The organism is Dyella japonica (assembly GCF_040545895.1).
GTDB classification, from domain to species: Bacteria; Pseudomonadota; Gammaproteobacteria; order Xanthomonadales; family Rhodanobacteraceae; genus Dyella; species Dyella japonica_D.
This window is the reverse complement of sequence record NZ_JBEPMU010000007.1, coordinates 49,958-65,672: the sequence shown is the minus strand read 5'-3', so window position 1 is coordinate 65,672 and position 15,715 is coordinate 49,958. Positions and strand designations below refer to the sequence as shown.

At 64.2% G+C, this 15,715-nt stretch carries 14 protein-coding genes; 2 read left to right on the top strand and 12 right to left on the bottom strand.

Going from position 1 to position 15,715, the window contains the following annotated elements; translation table 11 throughout:
• Positions 1 to 22: 22 nt before the first annotated feature.
• From ABIC75_RS21010 to ABIC75_RS20960, 11 genes are all read right to left on the bottom strand, one after another.
• Entirely contained in the window at positions 23 to 1,288 is a 1,266-nt protein-coding gene (locus ABIC75_RS21010) for a glutamate-5-semialdehyde dehydrogenase (RefSeq protein WP_354015848.1), read from the bottom strand.
• Positions 1,285 to 2,460: a glutamate 5-kinase gene (gene proB, locus ABIC75_RS21005; protein WP_354015847.1), complete on the bottom strand. Its 1,176-nt coding sequence runs from the start codon at positions 2,458 to 2,460 to the stop codon at positions 1,285 to 1,287. Before proB ends, ABIC75_RS21010 begins: the two co-directional genes overlap by 4 nt.
• 140 nt (positions 2,461 to 2,600) lie before the next feature.
• Positions 2,601 to 3,896: an argininosuccinate lyase gene (argH, locus tag ABIC75_RS21000; RefSeq protein ID WP_354015846.1), complete on the bottom strand. Its 1,296-nt coding sequence runs from the start codon at positions 3,894 to 3,896 to the stop codon at positions 2,601 to 2,603.
• A gap of 99 nt (positions 3,897 to 3,995) precedes the next feature.
• Positions 3,996 to 4,949 carry an N-acetyl-gamma-glutamyl-phosphate reductase gene (gene argC, locus ABIC75_RS20995; RefSeq protein ID WP_354015845.1) on the bottom strand — a complete coding sequence of 318 codons (954 nt, stop codon included), beginning with the start codon at positions 4,947 to 4,949 and terminating at the stop codon, positions 3,996 to 3,998.
• 3 nt (positions 4,950 to 4,952) lie between these two features.
• Positions 4,953 to 6,269 carry an acetylglutamate kinase gene (locus ABIC75_RS20990; RefSeq protein ID WP_354015844.1) on the bottom strand — a complete coding sequence of 439 codons (1,317 nt, stop codon included), beginning with the start codon at positions 6,267 to 6,269 and terminating at the stop codon, positions 4,953 to 4,955.
• A 15-nt stretch (positions 6,270 to 6,284) separates the two neighbouring features.
• Positions 6,285 to 7,421, bottom strand: coding sequence for an acetylornithine deacetylase (locus ABIC75_RS20985; RefSeq protein ID WP_354015843.1), 1,137 nt, complete (start codon positions 7,419 to 7,421; stop codon positions 6,285 to 6,287).
• A gap of 136 nt (positions 7,422 to 7,557) precedes the next feature.
• Positions 7,558 to 8,748, bottom strand: a complete 1,191-nt coding sequence (locus tag ABIC75_RS20980) for an argininosuccinate synthase (RefSeq protein WP_354015842.1) — start codon at positions 8,746 to 8,748, stop codon at positions 7,558 to 7,560.
• 41 nt (positions 8,749 to 8,789) lie between these two features.
• Positions 8,790 to 9,269: an OsmC family protein gene (locus tag ABIC75_RS20975; RefSeq protein WP_354015841.1), complete on the bottom strand. Its 480-nt coding sequence runs from the start codon at positions 9,267 to 9,269 to the stop codon at positions 8,790 to 8,792.
• Positions 9,266 to 9,886: an FMN-binding negative transcriptional regulator gene (locus tag ABIC75_RS20970; RefSeq protein ID WP_354015840.1), complete on the bottom strand. Its 621-nt coding sequence runs from the start codon at positions 9,884 to 9,886 to the stop codon at positions 9,266 to 9,268. Before ABIC75_RS20970 ends, ABIC75_RS20975 begins: the two co-directional genes overlap by 4 nt.
• A gap of 2 nt (positions 9,887 to 9,888) precedes the next feature.
• Positions 9,889 to 10,896, bottom strand: a complete 1,008-nt coding sequence (locus ABIC75_RS20965) for an N-acetylornithine carbamoyltransferase (RefSeq protein WP_354015839.1) — start codon at positions 10,894 to 10,896, stop codon at positions 9,889 to 9,891.
• A 326-nt stretch (positions 10,897 to 11,222) separates the two neighbouring features.
• The gene (locus tag ABIC75_RS20960) at positions 11,223 to 11,756 is read right to left on the bottom strand and encodes a glycine zipper 2TM domain-containing protein (RefSeq protein ID WP_354015838.1); all 534 of its coding nucleotides are present in this window, start codon (positions 11,754 to 11,756) and stop codon (positions 11,223 to 11,225) included.
• Positions 11,757 to 12,016: 260 nt separating this feature from the next.
• Here ABIC75_RS20960 and cysS point away from each other — a divergent pair, with 260 nt between their 5' ends.
• Positions 12,017 to 13,405: a cysteine--tRNA ligase gene (gene cysS, locus ABIC75_RS20955; RefSeq protein ID WP_354015837.1), complete on the top strand. Its 1,389-nt coding sequence runs from the start codon at positions 12,017 to 12,019 to the stop codon at positions 13,403 to 13,405.
• A 515-nt stretch (positions 13,406 to 13,920) separates the two neighbouring features.
• Entirely contained in the window at positions 13,921 to 14,355 is a 435-nt protein-coding gene (locus ABIC75_RS20950; protein ID WP_354015836.1) for a SufE family protein, read from the top strand.
• A 146-nt stretch (positions 14,356 to 14,501) separates the two neighbouring features.
• Here the strand turns inward: ABIC75_RS20950 and dksA are convergent, their stop codons facing one another.
• On the bottom strand, positions 14,502 to 15,608 hold the full coding sequence (gene dksA / locus ABIC75_RS20945) for an RNA polymerase-binding protein DksA (protein ID WP_436407961.1): 1,107 nt from the start codon (positions 15,606 to 15,608) through the stop codon (positions 14,502 to 14,504).
• Positions 15,609 to 15,715: the final 107 nt, after the last annotated feature.

The window sequence follows — 15,715 nt, the reverse complement described above, 5'->3', positions numbered from 1 at the left end:
ACGCTCGTGTTGCAGGTGCCCCTTAATCCAGGCGACTTTCCGGGTGGCGCACCTGCCCTGCTCCACGCACCACGAAGCGCTCGATGGTGAGCGATTCCGCACCCATGGGCCCGTAGGCATGCAGGCGCGTGGTGGAAATGCCGATCTCCGCACCCAGCCCCAGCTGGCCGCCGTCGGAAAACCGCGATGAGGCGTTGACCATCACCACCGCTGACCGCAGCGACTGCACGAATCGCTGCGCCGTCAACTCATCGCTGGTGGCGATGACCTCGGTGTGATCGGAGCCGTAGCGGCGGATGTGTGCGATGGCGTCTTCGACGCTATCCACCACGCGAATGGCGATGATCAGGTCGAGGAACTCGGCGGCGTAGTCGTCTTCGTCGGCGGCGCTTGCTTCGGGCACCAGCGCCCGCGTTGCCTCGTCGCCGCGCAACGCCACGCCACGCTCGCCGAGCGCCGCAGCAGCTCGCGGCAGGAAGCTCGCCGCCACGTCGCGATGAACCAGTAGCGTTTCCAACGCGTTGCAGACGCCTGGGCGCGACGTCTTGCCGTCGATCAGCAGATTCAACGCCAAGCCCAGGTCGGCGGCGCGATCCACATACAGATGGCACACACCCTTGTAGTGCTTGATCACCGGCACGCGCGCATGTTCCGTCACGAAGCGGATCAACCCTTCCCCACCACGCGGAATGGCCAGATCGATGATGTCGCTCAATTGCAGCAAGGCCACCATGGCCTCGCGGCTGAGATCCTCCACCAACGTGACGGCTGCCTCGGGCAAGCCGTGCGCGCGCAGTGCCTCATGGAGCGCCGCAGCAATGGCGCGATTGGAATGAATGGCCTCCGACCCGCCGCGCAGCATCACCGCATTGCCCGCCATCAGGCACAGTGCCGCGGCATCGGCAGTCACGTTGGGGCGCGCTTCGTAGATCATCGCCACCACGCCGAGCGGAATGCGCACGCGTTCCACCAGCACACCATTGGCGAGCGTTTCGCTCCGGGTGACGACGCCGACAGGATCGGGCAGCCCAGCCACCTCGCGCAAAGCTTGGGCGATGGAAGCCACTCGGGCATCATCCAGTCGCAGACGATCCAGCATGGCGCCCTGCACGCCCTTGTCTTTCGCTTCCTGCATGTCACGGGCGTTCGCGGCGAGTACGTTGTTGACACGCCGTTGCAGGGAATCGGCCATATCGCGAAGCAACGCACGCTTGGCCGAGGTATCGAGCGTGGCCAGCAGCGGCACGGCATCGCGACAGGCCAGCGCCAACGAACGGATGTCGCTCATGCGTCGATATCTCCGATGGCCTCGATGTCGGCCATGGTGGCCAGATCATCGCGATGCACGATCTCGGCGCCGTAGCTGTAACCCAGCACCGCGTCGATGTCGCGGCTGTGGCGTCCGGCCAGGCGCTTCACTTCACCAGCGCCGTACTGGCTGATGCCGCGCGCCACCGGACGGCCCGATCCCTCGATGATTTCCACCAGGTCGCCGCGATGGAATTCACCACTGACGGTGAGCACGCCACCGGGCAACAACGAGGCTTTGCCGCTGGCAAGCGCGCGCACGGCACCTGCATCCACCTCGATGTGTCCCGGGGCCGCCGGTGCATGACGAAGCCAGTATTTGCGCGCCTGCATGCGGGTGCGGGCTACCGCGAAGAACGTGCCGTGCAGTTCGCCCTGCACGAGGGCACTGACGGCCACATCATTCCTTCCGCTGAACAGTGCCGTGGGAATGCCCGCCGCAGCGGCCTTGGACGCCGCCTCCAGCTTGGTGCGCATGCCACCCGTACCAACGGCGCTGCCGCTGCCGCCGGCCATGGCCAGCACCTCGGCGGTCAACGATTCCACGCGACCGATCGGAACGGCGTTCGGATCGCGGCGCGGGTCGGCGGTATAGAGCGCGTCGATGTCGGAAGCGATCAGCAGCACATCGGCATCGACCAAGGCCGCGACGATGGCTGCGAGGTTGTCGTTGTCGCCGAGCTTCAACTCGTCGACGGCCACCGTGTCGTTCTCGTTCACCACCGGCAACACGCCCAGCAGCAACAACTCGCGCAACGTGGCGCGTGCATTGAGGTAGCGGCGTCGATTGCGCAGGTCGTCATGGGTCAGCAGCACCTGCGCCACGGGGCGAGGAACCAGCGACTGCCATAACGCGATCATCGGCGCCTGACCCAGTGCCGCCAGCGCCTGGCGTGCCGCAAGGTCGCCGCCACCGGGCGCATGGGCGCGCAACTGCGCACGCCCTGCTGCTACCGCACCGGACGACACCAGCACCACTTGCCTGCCGGCCTCGTGGCTCGCCTGCATGAAGTGCGCGAGGGCGGTGGCATAGCGCGGCGTCAAACCGCCGCCGTCGGCAGCCAGTAGGTTGCTGCCCACCTTCAGCACGGCACGTCGCCAGAGGGGCAGCGCCTGCGCAGGGGCGAGATGCGAGCGCTGCCCTTCCGTCATACGCGGGCGCCCTGTAGTGCTTCGGCGCGATCCACGTGATGACGGGTCGAAAAAAACATCAGCATGCGGAGATCGCCATCGTGGCCGCGCTGGCAAGGTTCGGCACTACGCTTACTGACGGTCCCCATGCCGGTCTCCGTTTAGCCGTCCAGATGGCTGAGTCTGTCGCGCAATAGATCCAGGCGCAAATCATTGCCGGAACCAGGCGACACGCGGGCCGCCAGGCTGCCCTCGGGCGTGCGTCCCTCGCCTGCCGACGCCGCGGCATCGGCTGCCGCGCGATACGCGTCGCGGAATGGTACGCCCGCCGCCGCCTGCTCGATGGCCACGTCGGTGGCGTACATGGCCGGCTCGATGGCCGCACGCATGGCCGGTTCGTTCCACGCCATGCGGGCCAGCAGGTCGGGCACCAGCTCCAATGCCGCCAGACCATGACGGCAGCCGTGGAACAGCGAACCCTTGGAGAACTGCAGGTCACGCTGGTAGCCGGAAGGCAACGAAAGCAATTGCTCGATCTCGGTGCGCGCCGCCGCCACGCTAGCGTAGCTGGCACGCAGCAGTTCGACCACGTCCGGGTTGCGCTTGTTCGGCATGATGGAGCTGCCGGTCGTGTATTCGGACGGCAGCTTCACGAAGTTGAATTCCGCCGTGGTGAACAGCGAGAGATCCCACGCCAGTCGGCGAACGTCCAGCAGCGCGCCGGCGATCGCTTCCAGTACGGCCATTTCAAACTTTCCGCGCGAGAGCTGCGCGTAGATCGGCGATACCTGCATGCGGGCAAAGCCAAGCGCCTGCGTGGTGTGCTCTCGATCCAGCCTGAGGTTCACGCCGTAGCCGGCTGCGGTGCCCAGCGGATTGGCGTCGATCAGCAACGCGGTCTGCTGCGCGCGCAGCGCGTTGTCGATGAAACCTTCGGCGAAGCCCGCAAACCACATGCCGGTGGACGACACCACTGCGCGCTGGAGATGCGTATAGCCCGGCAGCGGAATGGCCGGCTGGGCCGCTCGATCAAGGCATACCTGGGCGATGGCGCGGCAATGCTGTTCGAGCGCGGCCAACTGTTCCTTCAGCCACAGGCGCGTGGCCACCAGGATCTGGTCGTTGCGGCTGCGGCCCGTGTGCACGCGGCGGCCTGCGTCGCCAAGACGTTCGGTAAGGCGTGCCTCGATGGCCGAGTGACCATCTTCATAGCGGTCGTCGAGCACGAAGCTGCCGGCACGGAAATCATCGGCCAGTGTGTCGAGTTCGCGCTTGAGGGCGGCGGCTTCGTCGGCGCTGACCACGCCGATATTGGCGAGGCCTTCCACGTGCGCCTTGCTGGCGGTGATGTCATGCAGGAAGAATTCGCGGTCCAGCAGCACGTCGTCGCCGGCGAGAAACGCCATGATGCGCGCGTCGATCTTGATGTCGGATTTTTGCCAGAGGGGTTGGGTCATATGAAAATCCTTGGAGAAGTACGGATCTAGAAGTGAGAGAAAAGAGAAGGCCAGAACAGGCACTCTCACTACTCACTCCTCTTCACTCACTCCTCGCGTCTAGACGGGAATCGCGGTGTACTCGTCCACGCCAATGGCGCGATTGATGTTCTGCATCGCCTGCGTCGCCGCACCCTTCAACAGGTTGTCCAGCGTCGCCACCACAACCACGCGCTTGCCGTCGTTGGATACCGCAAACCCGCCGATATCGACGTGATGCTTGTGCGCGATATGGCTGACCCACGGCGCCTCGTCCACGACGTGCACCAGCTTCTCGCCCTCGTACGCGCCGTTGAAGCGCTGGACGATCTCCTCGCGCTTCACGGGACGGGCAAGGTAGAGGTTGGTGGTGACGGTGAGGCCGCGGAAGTGCGGCGCCACGTGCGGCATGAATTCCACTGGCAGGTTGAGATGCCGGCTGGCTTCCTTCTCGTGCGTGTGACCGGTGAGCGAATACGGCATCAGGTTGTCGCGCAGCTTTTCCGGGTTGTTCTTGTCCGACGGCGTGGTGCCTGCCCCCGAATAACCCGATACACCGAAGCTCACCGGCGGCGCCGCCAACAGATCCTTCAGCGGCGCGATGGAAAGCTGGATCGCCGTGGCGTAGCAGCCCGGATTGCTGATGCGCTTTTCGCCGCGCCACAACTGGCGGGTGAGTTCGGGCAGACCGTAGTACCACTTTTCGTTGAAGCGGTAATCGGCGGAAAGGTCGACGATGATCGTTTCGGGCTTGGCCTTATCGATCGCCTCGACATACGGCTCAGCCTTCCCATTGGGGAGCGCGAGCACGACGACGTCCGCCCGCTGGGCGGCCACGGCGTCGGCATCGAGGCTGGCATAGCGCAGTTCGCCGGTGAAGCCGTCGACGTTGTCGGCGACACGCTGTCCATCCAGCTCACGCGAAGAGACAAACGCCAACTCCAGCGCCGGATGCGCTGCCACCAGGCGGATGAGTTCGGCGCCGGTATGGCCGCGTGCGCCGACAATGCCGATGCGTTGTTTGGTCGTGCTCATGTCTCAGTCCACCAGGGTCGGCTGGCGCTGCGCGCAATGCGCGACGCAGCGGGCAATCGTGTCGAAATCTTCAAGTCCGTACCAGAACACTTTCCAGCGCGGCTGCTTGAGGCAGCCATCCGATTCGGCATAGTAGAAATGATTCACCGTATTGCCGTGGCGGGAGCGCCAGAACAGCTGCGGGTTCTCCTCGCGCATCACCTGCCATACGGCGCGGCCAAGGCCTTCGCCTTGCGCGTCGTCCAGCACGGCAAACTTGTCGAGATACGGCAGGCCATCTTCCATGGTGAGGATCATCGCGGTGCGATAGTTCTCGCTCACATAGACGCGGAACGGCTTGGTGCGCTCGAAGTAGTCCGGCACCAGCGTGCGGCCGAAGCTGGACTCGATCAGCTCGCGCATGCGCGCCAGGTCGATGCCTTCCCACGATTCGAAGCGCTTCACCTTCTCGCCGCGGCGCACCAGCGTGCCCGAGCCCTTGTGCGTGAACAGCTCCTTCGCCAGCTCCGAGGGCTTGGTGATGGACACCGACGAGGTGAGCGGAAGATCGTTCAGCAGGTCGGCGATCTGCTCGATCTTCAGGCGCATGCCGCCGTTGATCCACGGCTGCGACATCAGGTGTTCGAACTCGGTGCTGAGGTTGATCGAGTCGATGATCTTGCCCTGGTCATCGAGCAGGCCACCCGTGCCGGTGAGGAACACGATCTTGTACGGCTGCAACACGCGCACCAGCTCGTTGGCGGCGAAGTCGGCGTTGACGTTGAGGATCTGGCCCTCGTCCGTTTCGCCCAGGCTGGCGATCACCGGAATGGAGCCCGCACGCAGGCTGGCCTCGATGGGCGCAAGATTGATGCTGCTGACCTTGCCGACCAGGCCATAGGTGTCGCGGTCCAGGTAGCTGGCCGTGAACACGCCCGAGGGCACCGACGTGGCGCGCGTATCCATGGTCTGCAGTGCTTCGACAAGGCGCAGGTTCTGCTCCTGGAACACCTTGCGCACGATGGACAGCGCCTTGGGCGTGGTCACGCGCAAGCCGTTCACCGTGTGCTTCTCGATGCCGGCGGCCGAAAGTTCTTCGTCCAGCTGCGGGCCGGCGCCGTGCAGCACGATGGGCGTCAGGCCCACCTGCTGCAGGAAGGTGAGCGACGAGGTGAGCGCCGGCAGATCGTCGCGCAGCACCGCGCCACCGACCTTCACCACGGCGAAGCGCTTGGCGTCGAGCTGCGAGAAGCGCTTGAGGTATTGCTGGATTTCCTTCGCGCTCCCCATGCTCGAAAGCAGGCGGACGATGGTTTTCCGGGTGTGCTTGTGGGCTTCCATCATTATCCTTTGCGCTCATCCATGATCGCGAGAGTCAAAAATCGGCCTTCCCTGGCCGCACTTTTCATCGATGATGCGGTAGATGGTGTCGGCGTAGTGCTGCAATTGTTCGAGCGAGACCCACTCGTCGGCGGTATGCGCCTGCGCGATGTCGCCGGGGCCGTAGACGAAGCTGATGTAGCCGGCTGCGGAAAACAGCGCCGCTTCCGTCCAGAAGTCCACGGCGTTGCCGATGGGGATGTTCAGCTCGTCGGCCAAGTCGCGTGCGGCGAGGCGGCGCGCTTCGGCGGTGGCGGTGTCGCCGGCCGGCAGCGAATCGCCGCGGAACAGTTCCTCGAACTCCACCGGCTGCGGTTCCACCAGCGTGCGGAAGGTGTGCAGCAGCTCGTTCGGCGCCATGGTCGGCAGCGGACGGAAGCCGAAGCGCACCTCCGCCGACGGCGCGATCATGTTGGCCTTAATGCCACCATCGACGCGACCGATGTTGAAGCGCAAACCGGTCAGCCCGCCAAAGCGCTCATGAGCCTGCTTCTCGACATAGTCGAGCGCCGCTGCGCCCCAGCGCACGGCCTGGTGCACGGCGCTGTCGCTGGGCTTCTGCTCACCCGACGCGTGGCCCGCACTGCCCTTGAAACGCATCTGCACCGAATGGATGCCGCGATGCGCGAGCACGGCTTCACCCTTGGTCGGTTCGGCCACGATGATGGCGTCGTACGCTGGCTTGTCCTTGAGAAAGCCGGCGATGCAACGCGGATCGTTCGCCTCTTCATCGGTGGACAACAGCAGCGCCATGTCGCCGCTGGTGACGTTCGCCACTGCCACCAGTGCGGCTGCAGCGCCCTTGATGTCGCATGCGCCCAGGCCGATGGCGCGGTCTTCCGTCACGCGCAGCTCATGCGGGCTGGCCGTCCAGTGCGGCGAGTCGGGCACCGTATCCAGATGCACGTTGAACAACACCTTCGGCGTACCGCGCACGGCATACAAGGTCACGGCGCCCGCGCCGTAGTCGGTCACGGTGACGTCGAAACCCGGCAGGTTGTCGCGCAGGTAGTCGAAGATGCCGCCCGTGCCGATTTCGCGCGGCGGATTGCGCGTGTCAAAGCTGACCAGTGCGCGGAGATGTCGAAGGGTGTCGTCGAGAAGGGCGCTCATGCGATCCGGATGGTGAAGGGTTGCGTCAAGATTTCCTGAATCGTCATCCCCGCGCAGGCGGGGATCCAGTGACTTTCGCCGTGACGCCACTAAGGCGCTGGATTCCCGCCTGCGCGGGAATGACGAGCAAAAGGAATCAGCGATTGATCTCAGCCCACAGCGTGCTGCTCATGCCGAACAGCTTGATGAAGCCCTCGGCTTCCTCCACGCCCCAGTCGGCCGATTGCGCGTACGTCGCGCCCTTGGCGTTGAGGATGTGTGGCGAGCGCACTTCCACGGCGGTGACCTGCGCGCCGGAGGTTTCCAGCACCACTTCGCCGTTGACCTGGCTCTGGCTGGAGCTCAGGTAGGCTTCCAGGTCGGTCTTGATCGGATCGTGGAAGAAGCCTTCGTACACCACTTCCACCCACTTGCGTGCCACTTCCGGCTTGAAGCGGTTCTGCTGCTTGGTGAGCACTGCTTCTTCCAGCGCACGGTGCGCGGCAAGCAACGAAATCAGGCCCGGTGCTTCATACACGATGCGGCCCTTCAAGCCGATGGTGGTGTCGCCGGTATACATGCCGCGACCCACGCCATACGGTGCAAACAGCTCGTTGAGTTTGGCCAGCAACTTGGCGCCCGGCAGCTTCTCGCCATTGAGCGACACCGCCTCGCCCTTCTCGAAACCGAGCGTGACGGTGAGCTTTTCGGACGGCCATTCGGCGCGCGGCTTGCACCAGCCGCGCGCGCCCTCGCCCGGCGTCTTCCAGTGGTCGATCTCACCGCCGGACAGCGTCACGCCCAGCAGGTTCTCGTTGATGGTGTAGCTCTTCTGCTTGGCGCGCACGTCGAAGCCACGCTCTTCCAGGTACGCCTGCTCGTAGGCGCGCGTCTGCGTGTGTTCCTTCTGGATCTCGCGGATCGGCGCCACGATCCGGTAATCGCCCAGCGCCTTCACGGCCAGGTCGAAACGCACCTGGTCGTTGCCCATGCCGGTGCAACCGTGCGCAATCGCCTTGGTGCCAAGCTCCTTGGCGCGCGCGATGGCTGCGTCCACGATCAGGTAGCGGTCGGACACCAGCAGCGGATACTGGCCCTGGTAGGCCTCGCCTGCCTGCACGAACGGCTTCACGAAACCGTTCCAGATCGCCGGGCCGCCGTCGACGGTGACATGGCTGGCCACGCCCAGCTCCTTGGCGCGCTGTTCGATGTAGGCGCGCTCTTCGGCGTCCACGCCACCGGTATCGGCAAACACGGTATGCACGGCCCAGCCGCGCTCCTTGAGGTAAGGCACGCAAAAGCTGGTGTCGAGGCCACCGGAGAAGGCGAGAACGATGTCTTTGCTCATGACTTGCGGATCCTGAAATGGATGGCTAAACGGATAGAAGTTTAATGCGATTCAACCACGATGCGCGGTTCCACGCGTACCGGGAAATTCACGGAATTGGCAATGAAGCAGCCGTGGTGCGCAGGATCGTGCGCCACTTGGGCCTTGGCCGGGTCGCTGTCGGCCGTGATGGTGACCACCGGATGCAGCACCACTTCGGTGAAGTGGCCGCCATGCACATCGGTTTCCATGCTGCCTTCGGCGCTGTCGGTATAGGCCGTCACCACCACGCCCGCGAGCACCGCCTGATGCAGGTACGACAGCATGTGGCAGGTCGAGAGCGCCGTGACCAGCATGTCCTCCGGGTTGTACTTGCTGGCATCGCCGCGAAACATCGGATCGGACGAGCCTTCCAGCATCGGCTTGCCCTCTATGCGGATCTCATGGCCACGGCCATAACCCTGATACGTCTTCGTGCCGGTACCCTGGTTGCCGGTCCAGGTGACGTCGACCTTGTAGTGGTGCTGATGCGTATGGCTCACGATGCGCCCTCTTCCTTCGACATGAGATCGGCCAACTCGGCATCGCCGCGACCGGCGCGCTGACCCAGGCCCACCACCACGCCCGCACGATTCGCCACGGGGTGGTTCTGGTTCAACTTGAACTTGCCTTCGATGCGGTCGATGGAAATTTCCAGCCCGGAGATGACACGCAGCATCTTCTCGATGTGCTCTTCCGGCGCATCGGAGACATGCCACGGAACCGGCTGGCCGGCTTCGTGGCGATCCGTGAGGCGCTCCAACAACTGGCGCAACCACGCGGCGTCTTCGATCACGCGCAGGCGGCCGTGCACATGCACCACGGCGTAGTTCCAGGTGGGCACTTCGCGATGGGTTTCCTGCTTGCTGGGATACCAGTTCGGACTGATATAACCGTCCGGACCGCGGAAGATCACCATCACCTCGGCGCCGTCCATGCGCGACAGTTCATTGCCGCGCGCGACGTGTCCGTGAAGCTTTCCGTCGACCAGTTCCAACGGCAGGTGATTGGCATCCAGTCCGGCTGCGCCCTGCACCACCACGGTGGCGAACGGATACGCACGCATCAGTGCGTGCAGCTTCGCGCTGTCCGTCTCCTTGAAGTGCGCGGGCTGGTACATGGTCAGCGCTGGCCGATCAGCGAGGCCATCACCGCCTTCTGCACGTGCAGGCGGTTCTCGGCTTCGTCGATGGCAATGCAGGCGGGCGAATCCATCACCGCATCGGTGGCCTTCACATTGCGACGCAGCGGCAGGCAATGGCTGAAGAGACCGTTGTTGGTCAGCGCCATCTTGGCTTCGTCCACGATGAAGTGCTTGTTGGCCTCGCGCGTCGGCTTTTCCTGCTCCCAGCGGCCGAAGAACGGCAGCGCGCCCCAGCTCTTGGCATACACCACATCGGCGCCGCGATAGGCTTCCTCGATGTTGTGGCTCACCTTCAGCGAGCCGCCGTTTTCCTTGGCGTTCTGGTAGCCGAACTCCATGTAGCGCTCATCGAGCACGTAGTCGGGCGTGGGGCACAGCAGGGTCACGTCCATGCCCATCTTGGTGGCAATCAGTAGCGCGGAGTTGGCAACCGCCGTGTTGAGCGGCTTGGGGTGGTACGTCCAGGTGAGCACGTACTTCTTGTTCTGCAGATTGCCCAGGTGTTCCTTCAGCGCCATCGCGTGCGCCAGTTCCTGGCACGGATGGGTGATGGTTTCCATGTTGATCACCGGCACCGTGGCGTACTTGGCGAACGCCTTGATGACGTTGTCCTCGCGGTCCACCGACCAGTCCTGGAACTTCGGGAAAGCGCGCACGGCGATCAGGTCCACATAGCGCGACAGCACGCGGGCGACTTCGGCGATGTGCTCTTCCGTATCGCCGTCCATCACGGTGCCCACTTCGAATTCGATGGGCCACGCGTCCTTGCCGGGCGCCAGCACGATGGCGTGGCCGCCCATATGGAACGCGCCCAGTTCGAAACTGGTGCGCGTGCGCATCGAGGGATTGAAGAACATCAGCGCCACCGACTTGCCAGCCAGCTGCTGTCCGCGCGGGGAGCGCTTGAAAGCGGCGGCCTGCTCGAGCAGCGCGTCGATCTCGGCGCGGCTGTAATCCTGGGTGGTCAGAAAGTGGCGAAGCGTCATGATGAAAATTGCCCTTGTCGAATCGTCGGAATCCGGAAACAAAAAAACCCGGCTGCTAGCCGGGTTTTGTCGTCGATACACATGAAACGCGTGCGACAGCCTACCCGGCCATAAAGCGGCACAGCGGTCGGCGAGCACGCGACGTCATCCCAGCGGCCATGCGGGCGCTAGTGAGGACAGTGGCGGTATAGACGGCTGCGGACATGGGTGTTCCGGGTGGTTGAACTTCAATCATGACGGGAATTTCGCTGCCATGCAACAAGGAACGATCCAAACGGCAGCCTGGATAGCAGGTCGCCGCCCGAAGGCGGCGATCTGGGGCAATCTCAATCGGCGGGAGAAACACTGACCCGCACGCGCAGGCGTTCGCCGGGATCGTAATTGAGGCGCGAGAGGTACACCTCGCCCCGATAACGGTATTCCACGTCGTAGCCCATGATGCGGCGCTGCTCGCTTACCGCGGCCACCTGGCGGCAGTGCGTTTCGGTGGTTTCGTATTCGCCGCCGCCCGACTGGGTGGCGCTGTTGCCCACGGCGCCGCCAGCCACCGCACCGGCGACCGTGGCCGCCGTACGGCCATTGCCGTGGCCCACCGTGCTGCCGAGCACGCCGCCCACGACGGCACCCAGGATCGTGCCCGCCGCCGAGCCCTGGCTCGGTGCCTGGCGCACCACCTGCTGGTCATAGCATTCCTGCCGCGGCACTTCGGTGCGTGCCACGCCATAGACGGGATCGACGCGCAGCACATCCGCCCATCCATAGTGGGTGTTGTCGTCGTTTTGATTCTGATACCGCGCATCCTGCGCAAACACGCCAGTGGTCATCACGGACAGCACCAGCGGGAACAACCATTTGGTCATTACGACCTCCGCAGGAAGCAAGTCGGGCGCATCTCTGCGCCAGATACCATCCATTGCAACAAATTCACACTGAATCGACGCTTAGAACTTTTCCTAAAGTCGCTCGATCGGTGGCCGTTATTCATCCATCTGGCAGCCTTCTGGTTGCCAACCGGCCCGGCCGACCCCGGACGCCTGCGGAGCTTCCTGCGGCTTGTTAAGATGCGCGACCGGCTTGCGCCCGCCCGGCGCCTGCTCCCACCGTCCGGACCCTCTGACCGATGCCGATTTCGCTCCACAACAGCCTGACGCGCCGCGTAGAAACGTTCACCCCGCTCGACCCCGACCGGGTCACCATGTATCTGTGCGGGCCGACCGTCTACAACTACGTGCACATCGGCAACGCGCGCGGCCCGGTGGTGTTCGACGTGCTGGTCAAGCTGCTGCGTCGTCATTATCCCAACGTGGTCTACGCCCGCAACATCACGGACGTGGATGACAAGATCAATACCGCGGCCCAGCAGCTGGGCGTGGGCATCGAGAGCATCACCAACCGCTACGCCCAGGCGTACCGCGAAGACATGGCGGCGCTGGGCATTGCCGCACCGGATGTGGAGCCGCACGCCACGGACCATATTCCGCAGATCATTGCGATGATCGAGCGCCTGATCGCCAGCGGGCATGCCTATGCGGCCGAAGGCCACGTGCTGTTCGAGGTGGATTCGTATGCCGCCTATGGCGAACTGTCGGGCCGCGATCCGGAAGAACTCATCGCCGGCGCCCGCGTCGAAGTGGCACCGTACAAGAAGCATCCTGGCGACTTCGTGCTGTGGAAGCCCTCCACACCCGAACTGCCTGGCTGGGACAGCCCCTGGGGCCGCGGCCGCCCGGGCTGGCATATCGAATGCTCGGCGATGAGCGAAGCGCATCTGGGCGACACCATCGACATCCACGCCGGTGGCGTGGACCTGCAGTTCCCGCATCACGAGAACGAGATTGCCCAGAGCACCTGCGCGCACGGCGGCAAGGTGTTCGCGCGCTACTGGCTGCACAACGGCATGCTCACCTTCAGCGGCCGCAAGATGTCCAAGTCGCTGGGCAATGTGATGCTGGTGCACGAGCTGCTGAAGGAACATCCGCCCGAGGCACTGCGCCTGCTGTTGCTGCGCGGCCACTACCGCCAGCCGCTGGATTGGTCCGACACCGCCATCACGCAGGCCATCAGCACGCTCGACGGCTGGTACCGTGTGCTGCGAGACCTGGTCAACGTCGAGGTGGACATCGATGCCCTGCCCGTTCCAGCCACCGTCGAAACGGCCTTGAGCGACGACCTCAATACGCCGCAGGCGCTCGCGGAGCTCTCCCAGCTAGCCGATGCCGCACGCCAGGCCGGCAGCGACGAAGAACGCCGCACGGCCAAGGCCACGCTGCTCGGCGCTGGCGCCGTCCTTGGCCTGCTGCAACAGCATCCCGAAGCCTGGTTCAAGCAGGCCGGCGGCGCCACGGAAGTCGACGCATCGCGTGTCGAAGCATTGCTGGAAGAACGCCGCACCGCCCGCGCCGCCAAGGACTTCAAGCGCGCCGACGCCATCCGCGAAGAACTCACGGCAATGGGCGTGGCCATTGAAGACGGTGCGCAGGGCACGCGGTGGAGTGTGGTGAAGGGGTGAGATTGGGCTTCGTTTCCCCATCCGCTTCGTAGCAGTCCAGCCGCGAGCCCCCCCATCCCGACCTTCTCCCCGCAGGGGAGAAGGAGAAGTGCAGCGTACGGGGTGCGCTATTAAAACCGAAGCCAAAGCAAAGGCCGATGCGAAGCGAGGCTCCGCTTTAAGTCCTCAGCGATTCGGGCGCGTTGCGTAGCGCTTCGGAGTACGCGCTATCTGGCCTCCCATGGGTGTCCCGCCACAACCATCCTCAAGCGTTCGGGCTTATCCCAGCACAATGCTGCGAGCCCTTCTTGCTCTGAAGGCCATTCTCTTTGGGTTACTTTTCTCTTGGGCCAGCAAGAGAAAAGTGACTCGAGCGGCGGCAGCCGATCGAAACGCCCGCCGCGTAGGCGGCCAGATCGCAGCAGCGCGACAACCGAGCGATACAGCTATTGGATCCCGGCCTGCGCCGGGATGACGACCTGGAGCCGAACCCCGACAACCAGCGTCGATAGCGCAAACGCGCGATAATCCCCCACATGAATGCCACCGCCCCCTCCACCGCCGAACAGGCGCAACAAGAAATCGTCGACGAATTTGCCTTCTTCAGCGACTGGACCGAGCGCTACCAGTACCTGATCGACCTGGGCAAACAACTCCCGGCATTCCCGGAAGAGCTGAAGATCGAGGAATACCGCGTGCACGGCTGCCAGTCCATGGTGTGGCTGGTGCCTAGCGGCAATGCGGACAACCTGCATTTCCAGGCCACCAGCGACTCGGCCATCGTGTCCGGCCTGATCGCGCTGGTACTGCGCGTGTACTCCGACCGCTCGGCCCGCGACATCGTCGCCACCGAACCCCGCTACATCGAGGCCATCGGCCTGGCGAAGCACCTCTCGCCCACGCGTTCCAACGGTCTGGCAGCGATGCTGGCGAAGATCAAGGCGTATGCAGCGGCGGCCTTGAAGCCCTGACACGCTGACTGGCACCAAACCGGGCGCGTGAGCCGGAACCAGGGATGCCGACGAGGCCTCGGCACCGAGAGGCAAGCTCAAACGACAAAAACAAAGCCCCGCTCAAGGCGGGGCTTCGTCTTGATCAGGCGCCATGTGGCGAAGGATCAGTCGCCCATCTGCTTCTGCAGATGTTCGCGACGTTCCTGGGCATCCAGCGACAGCGTGGCGATCGGGCGGGCGTCGAGACGCTCCAGGCCGATTTCCTCGTCGGTTTCCTCGCAGTAGCCGTAACGGCCTTCTTCGATGCGACGAAGTGCCTTGTCGATCTTGGAGATCAGCTTGCGATAGCGGTCGCGCGTGCGCAGTTCCAGCGAGTTTTCGGTCTCGCGGGTGGCGCGCTCGGCCTCATCGCCCACGTCACGCACCTCGTCACGCAGGTTCTCCATCGTCTGGCGCGACTCTTCCACCAGCTGCTCGCGCCACTCACGCAACTTGTTGCGGAAGTACGCGAGGTGCTTGGGGCTCATGTACTCCTCGTTGTCGTTGTTCGAGGGGCGATAACCCTTGGGCAGGTCGATCAGAGTCGTGGAAGGCAGCGCATAGCGACCGTCTTCGCGGGTGATGCCATTGTCGAGAGTTGCAGATTTATTCATCGAGGACTGCTGGGCTTTCTGAGTTTTGATAGGGGTATGACGAGCGGTCGCGCTGGCCACCTTGCCCGTGAAGGGCGATGAGACCGGCTTGCTCGGCTCCTTGTGGGGAACCGCGACCGCCTTGGGGGCCGGCGTCGCCTGCTTGGCAGCCGTGGGCTGCTTGGCGGGCGCGGCGCTGGCAACCGGCTTGGCGGGTGCTGCCTTGGCGGCCGTCTTGGCCGGTGCGGGAGCCGGCTTCACCGGCTTGGCGACCGACTTGGGCGGCTGCTTCTTGGCGGGCGCCGCCACCTTCTTGGCGACCGGTTTCTCGATTTTCTTGGCGACCGCCGGCTTTTTCACCGGCGCCGTCTTCTTGGCTTGTGGCTTGGGAGCAACCTTCTTGGCCGCGCTCTTGGCAGGGGCCTTGGCGACGACCTTCTTGGCGGCAGGCTTGCTGGCGGCAACGACCTTCTTCGCCGGCGCCTTCTTGGCGGCCGGTTTCTTCGCAGCAGCGGCCTTGGCCGGAGCCGCACTCCGCCCGGCGGCAACCTTCTTGCCGGCCTTGGCGTCTTTCACCTTACCAGCAGGCTTTCCTTTCTGCGGCTTGGTGGCTGAAGCACTACGCGTCGTTTTCGCCATTTCCCTTCACCATTTTGGCCTTGGCGGCCCGGTGTTATAGCCCATGCGGCTTACACCGGCAACCGTGCTTCTGGAATACTTGCGACACTACAAGCCGCAAGCTGTTT

Excerpts from the sequence above, each read along its gene's own strand:
- proB (WP_354015847.1), bottom strand. The coding sequence starts at position 2,460 with ATGACGGAAGGGCAGCGCTCGCATCTCGCCCCTGCGCAGGCGCTGCCC.
- cysS (WP_354015837.1), top strand. The coding sequence starts at position 12,017 with ATGCCGATTTCGCTCCACAACAGCCTGACGCGCCGCGTAGAAACGTTC.
- argH (WP_354015846.1), bottom strand. The coding sequence starts at position 3,896 with ATGACCCAACCCCTCTGGCAAAAATCCGACATCAAGATCGACGCGCGC.
- ABIC75_RS20990 (WP_354015844.1), bottom strand. The coding sequence starts at position 6,269 with ATGGAAGCCCACAAGCACACCCGGAAAACCATCGTCCGCCTGCTTTCG.
- dksA (WP_436407961.1), bottom strand. The coding sequence starts at position 15,608 with ATGGCGAAAACGACGCGTAGTGCTTCAGCCACCAAGCCGCAGAAAGGA.
- ABIC75_RS20950 (WP_354015836.1), top strand. The coding sequence starts at position 13,921 with ATGAATGCCACCGCCCCCTCCACCGCCGAACAGGCGCAACAAGAAATC.
- ABIC75_RS20980 (WP_354015842.1), bottom strand. The coding sequence starts at position 8,748 with ATGAGCAAAGACATCGTTCTCGCCTTCTCCGGTGGCCTCGACACCAGC.
- ABIC75_RS20985 (WP_354015843.1), bottom strand. The coding sequence starts at position 7,421 with ATGAGCGCCCTTCTCGACGACACCCTTCGACATCTCCGCGCACTGGTC.
- ABIC75_RS20965 (WP_354015839.1), bottom strand. The coding sequence starts at position 10,896 with ATGACGCTTCGCCACTTTCTGACCACCCAGGATTACAGCCGCGCCGAG.
- ABIC75_RS21010 (WP_354015848.1), bottom strand. The coding sequence starts at position 1,288 with ATGAGCGACATCCGTTCGTTGGCGCTGGCCTGTCGCGATGCCGTGCCG.
- ABIC75_RS20970 (WP_354015840.1), bottom strand. The coding sequence starts at position 9,886 with ATGTACCAGCCCGCGCACTTCAAGGAGACGGACAGCGCGAAGCTGCAC.
- ABIC75_RS20960 (WP_354015838.1), bottom strand. The coding sequence starts at position 11,756 with ATGACCAAATGGTTGTTCCCGCTGGTGCTGTCCGTGATGACCACTGGC.
- argC (WP_354015845.1), bottom strand. The coding sequence starts at position 4,949 with ATGAGCACGACCAAACAACGCATCGGCATTGTCGGCGCACGCGGCCAT.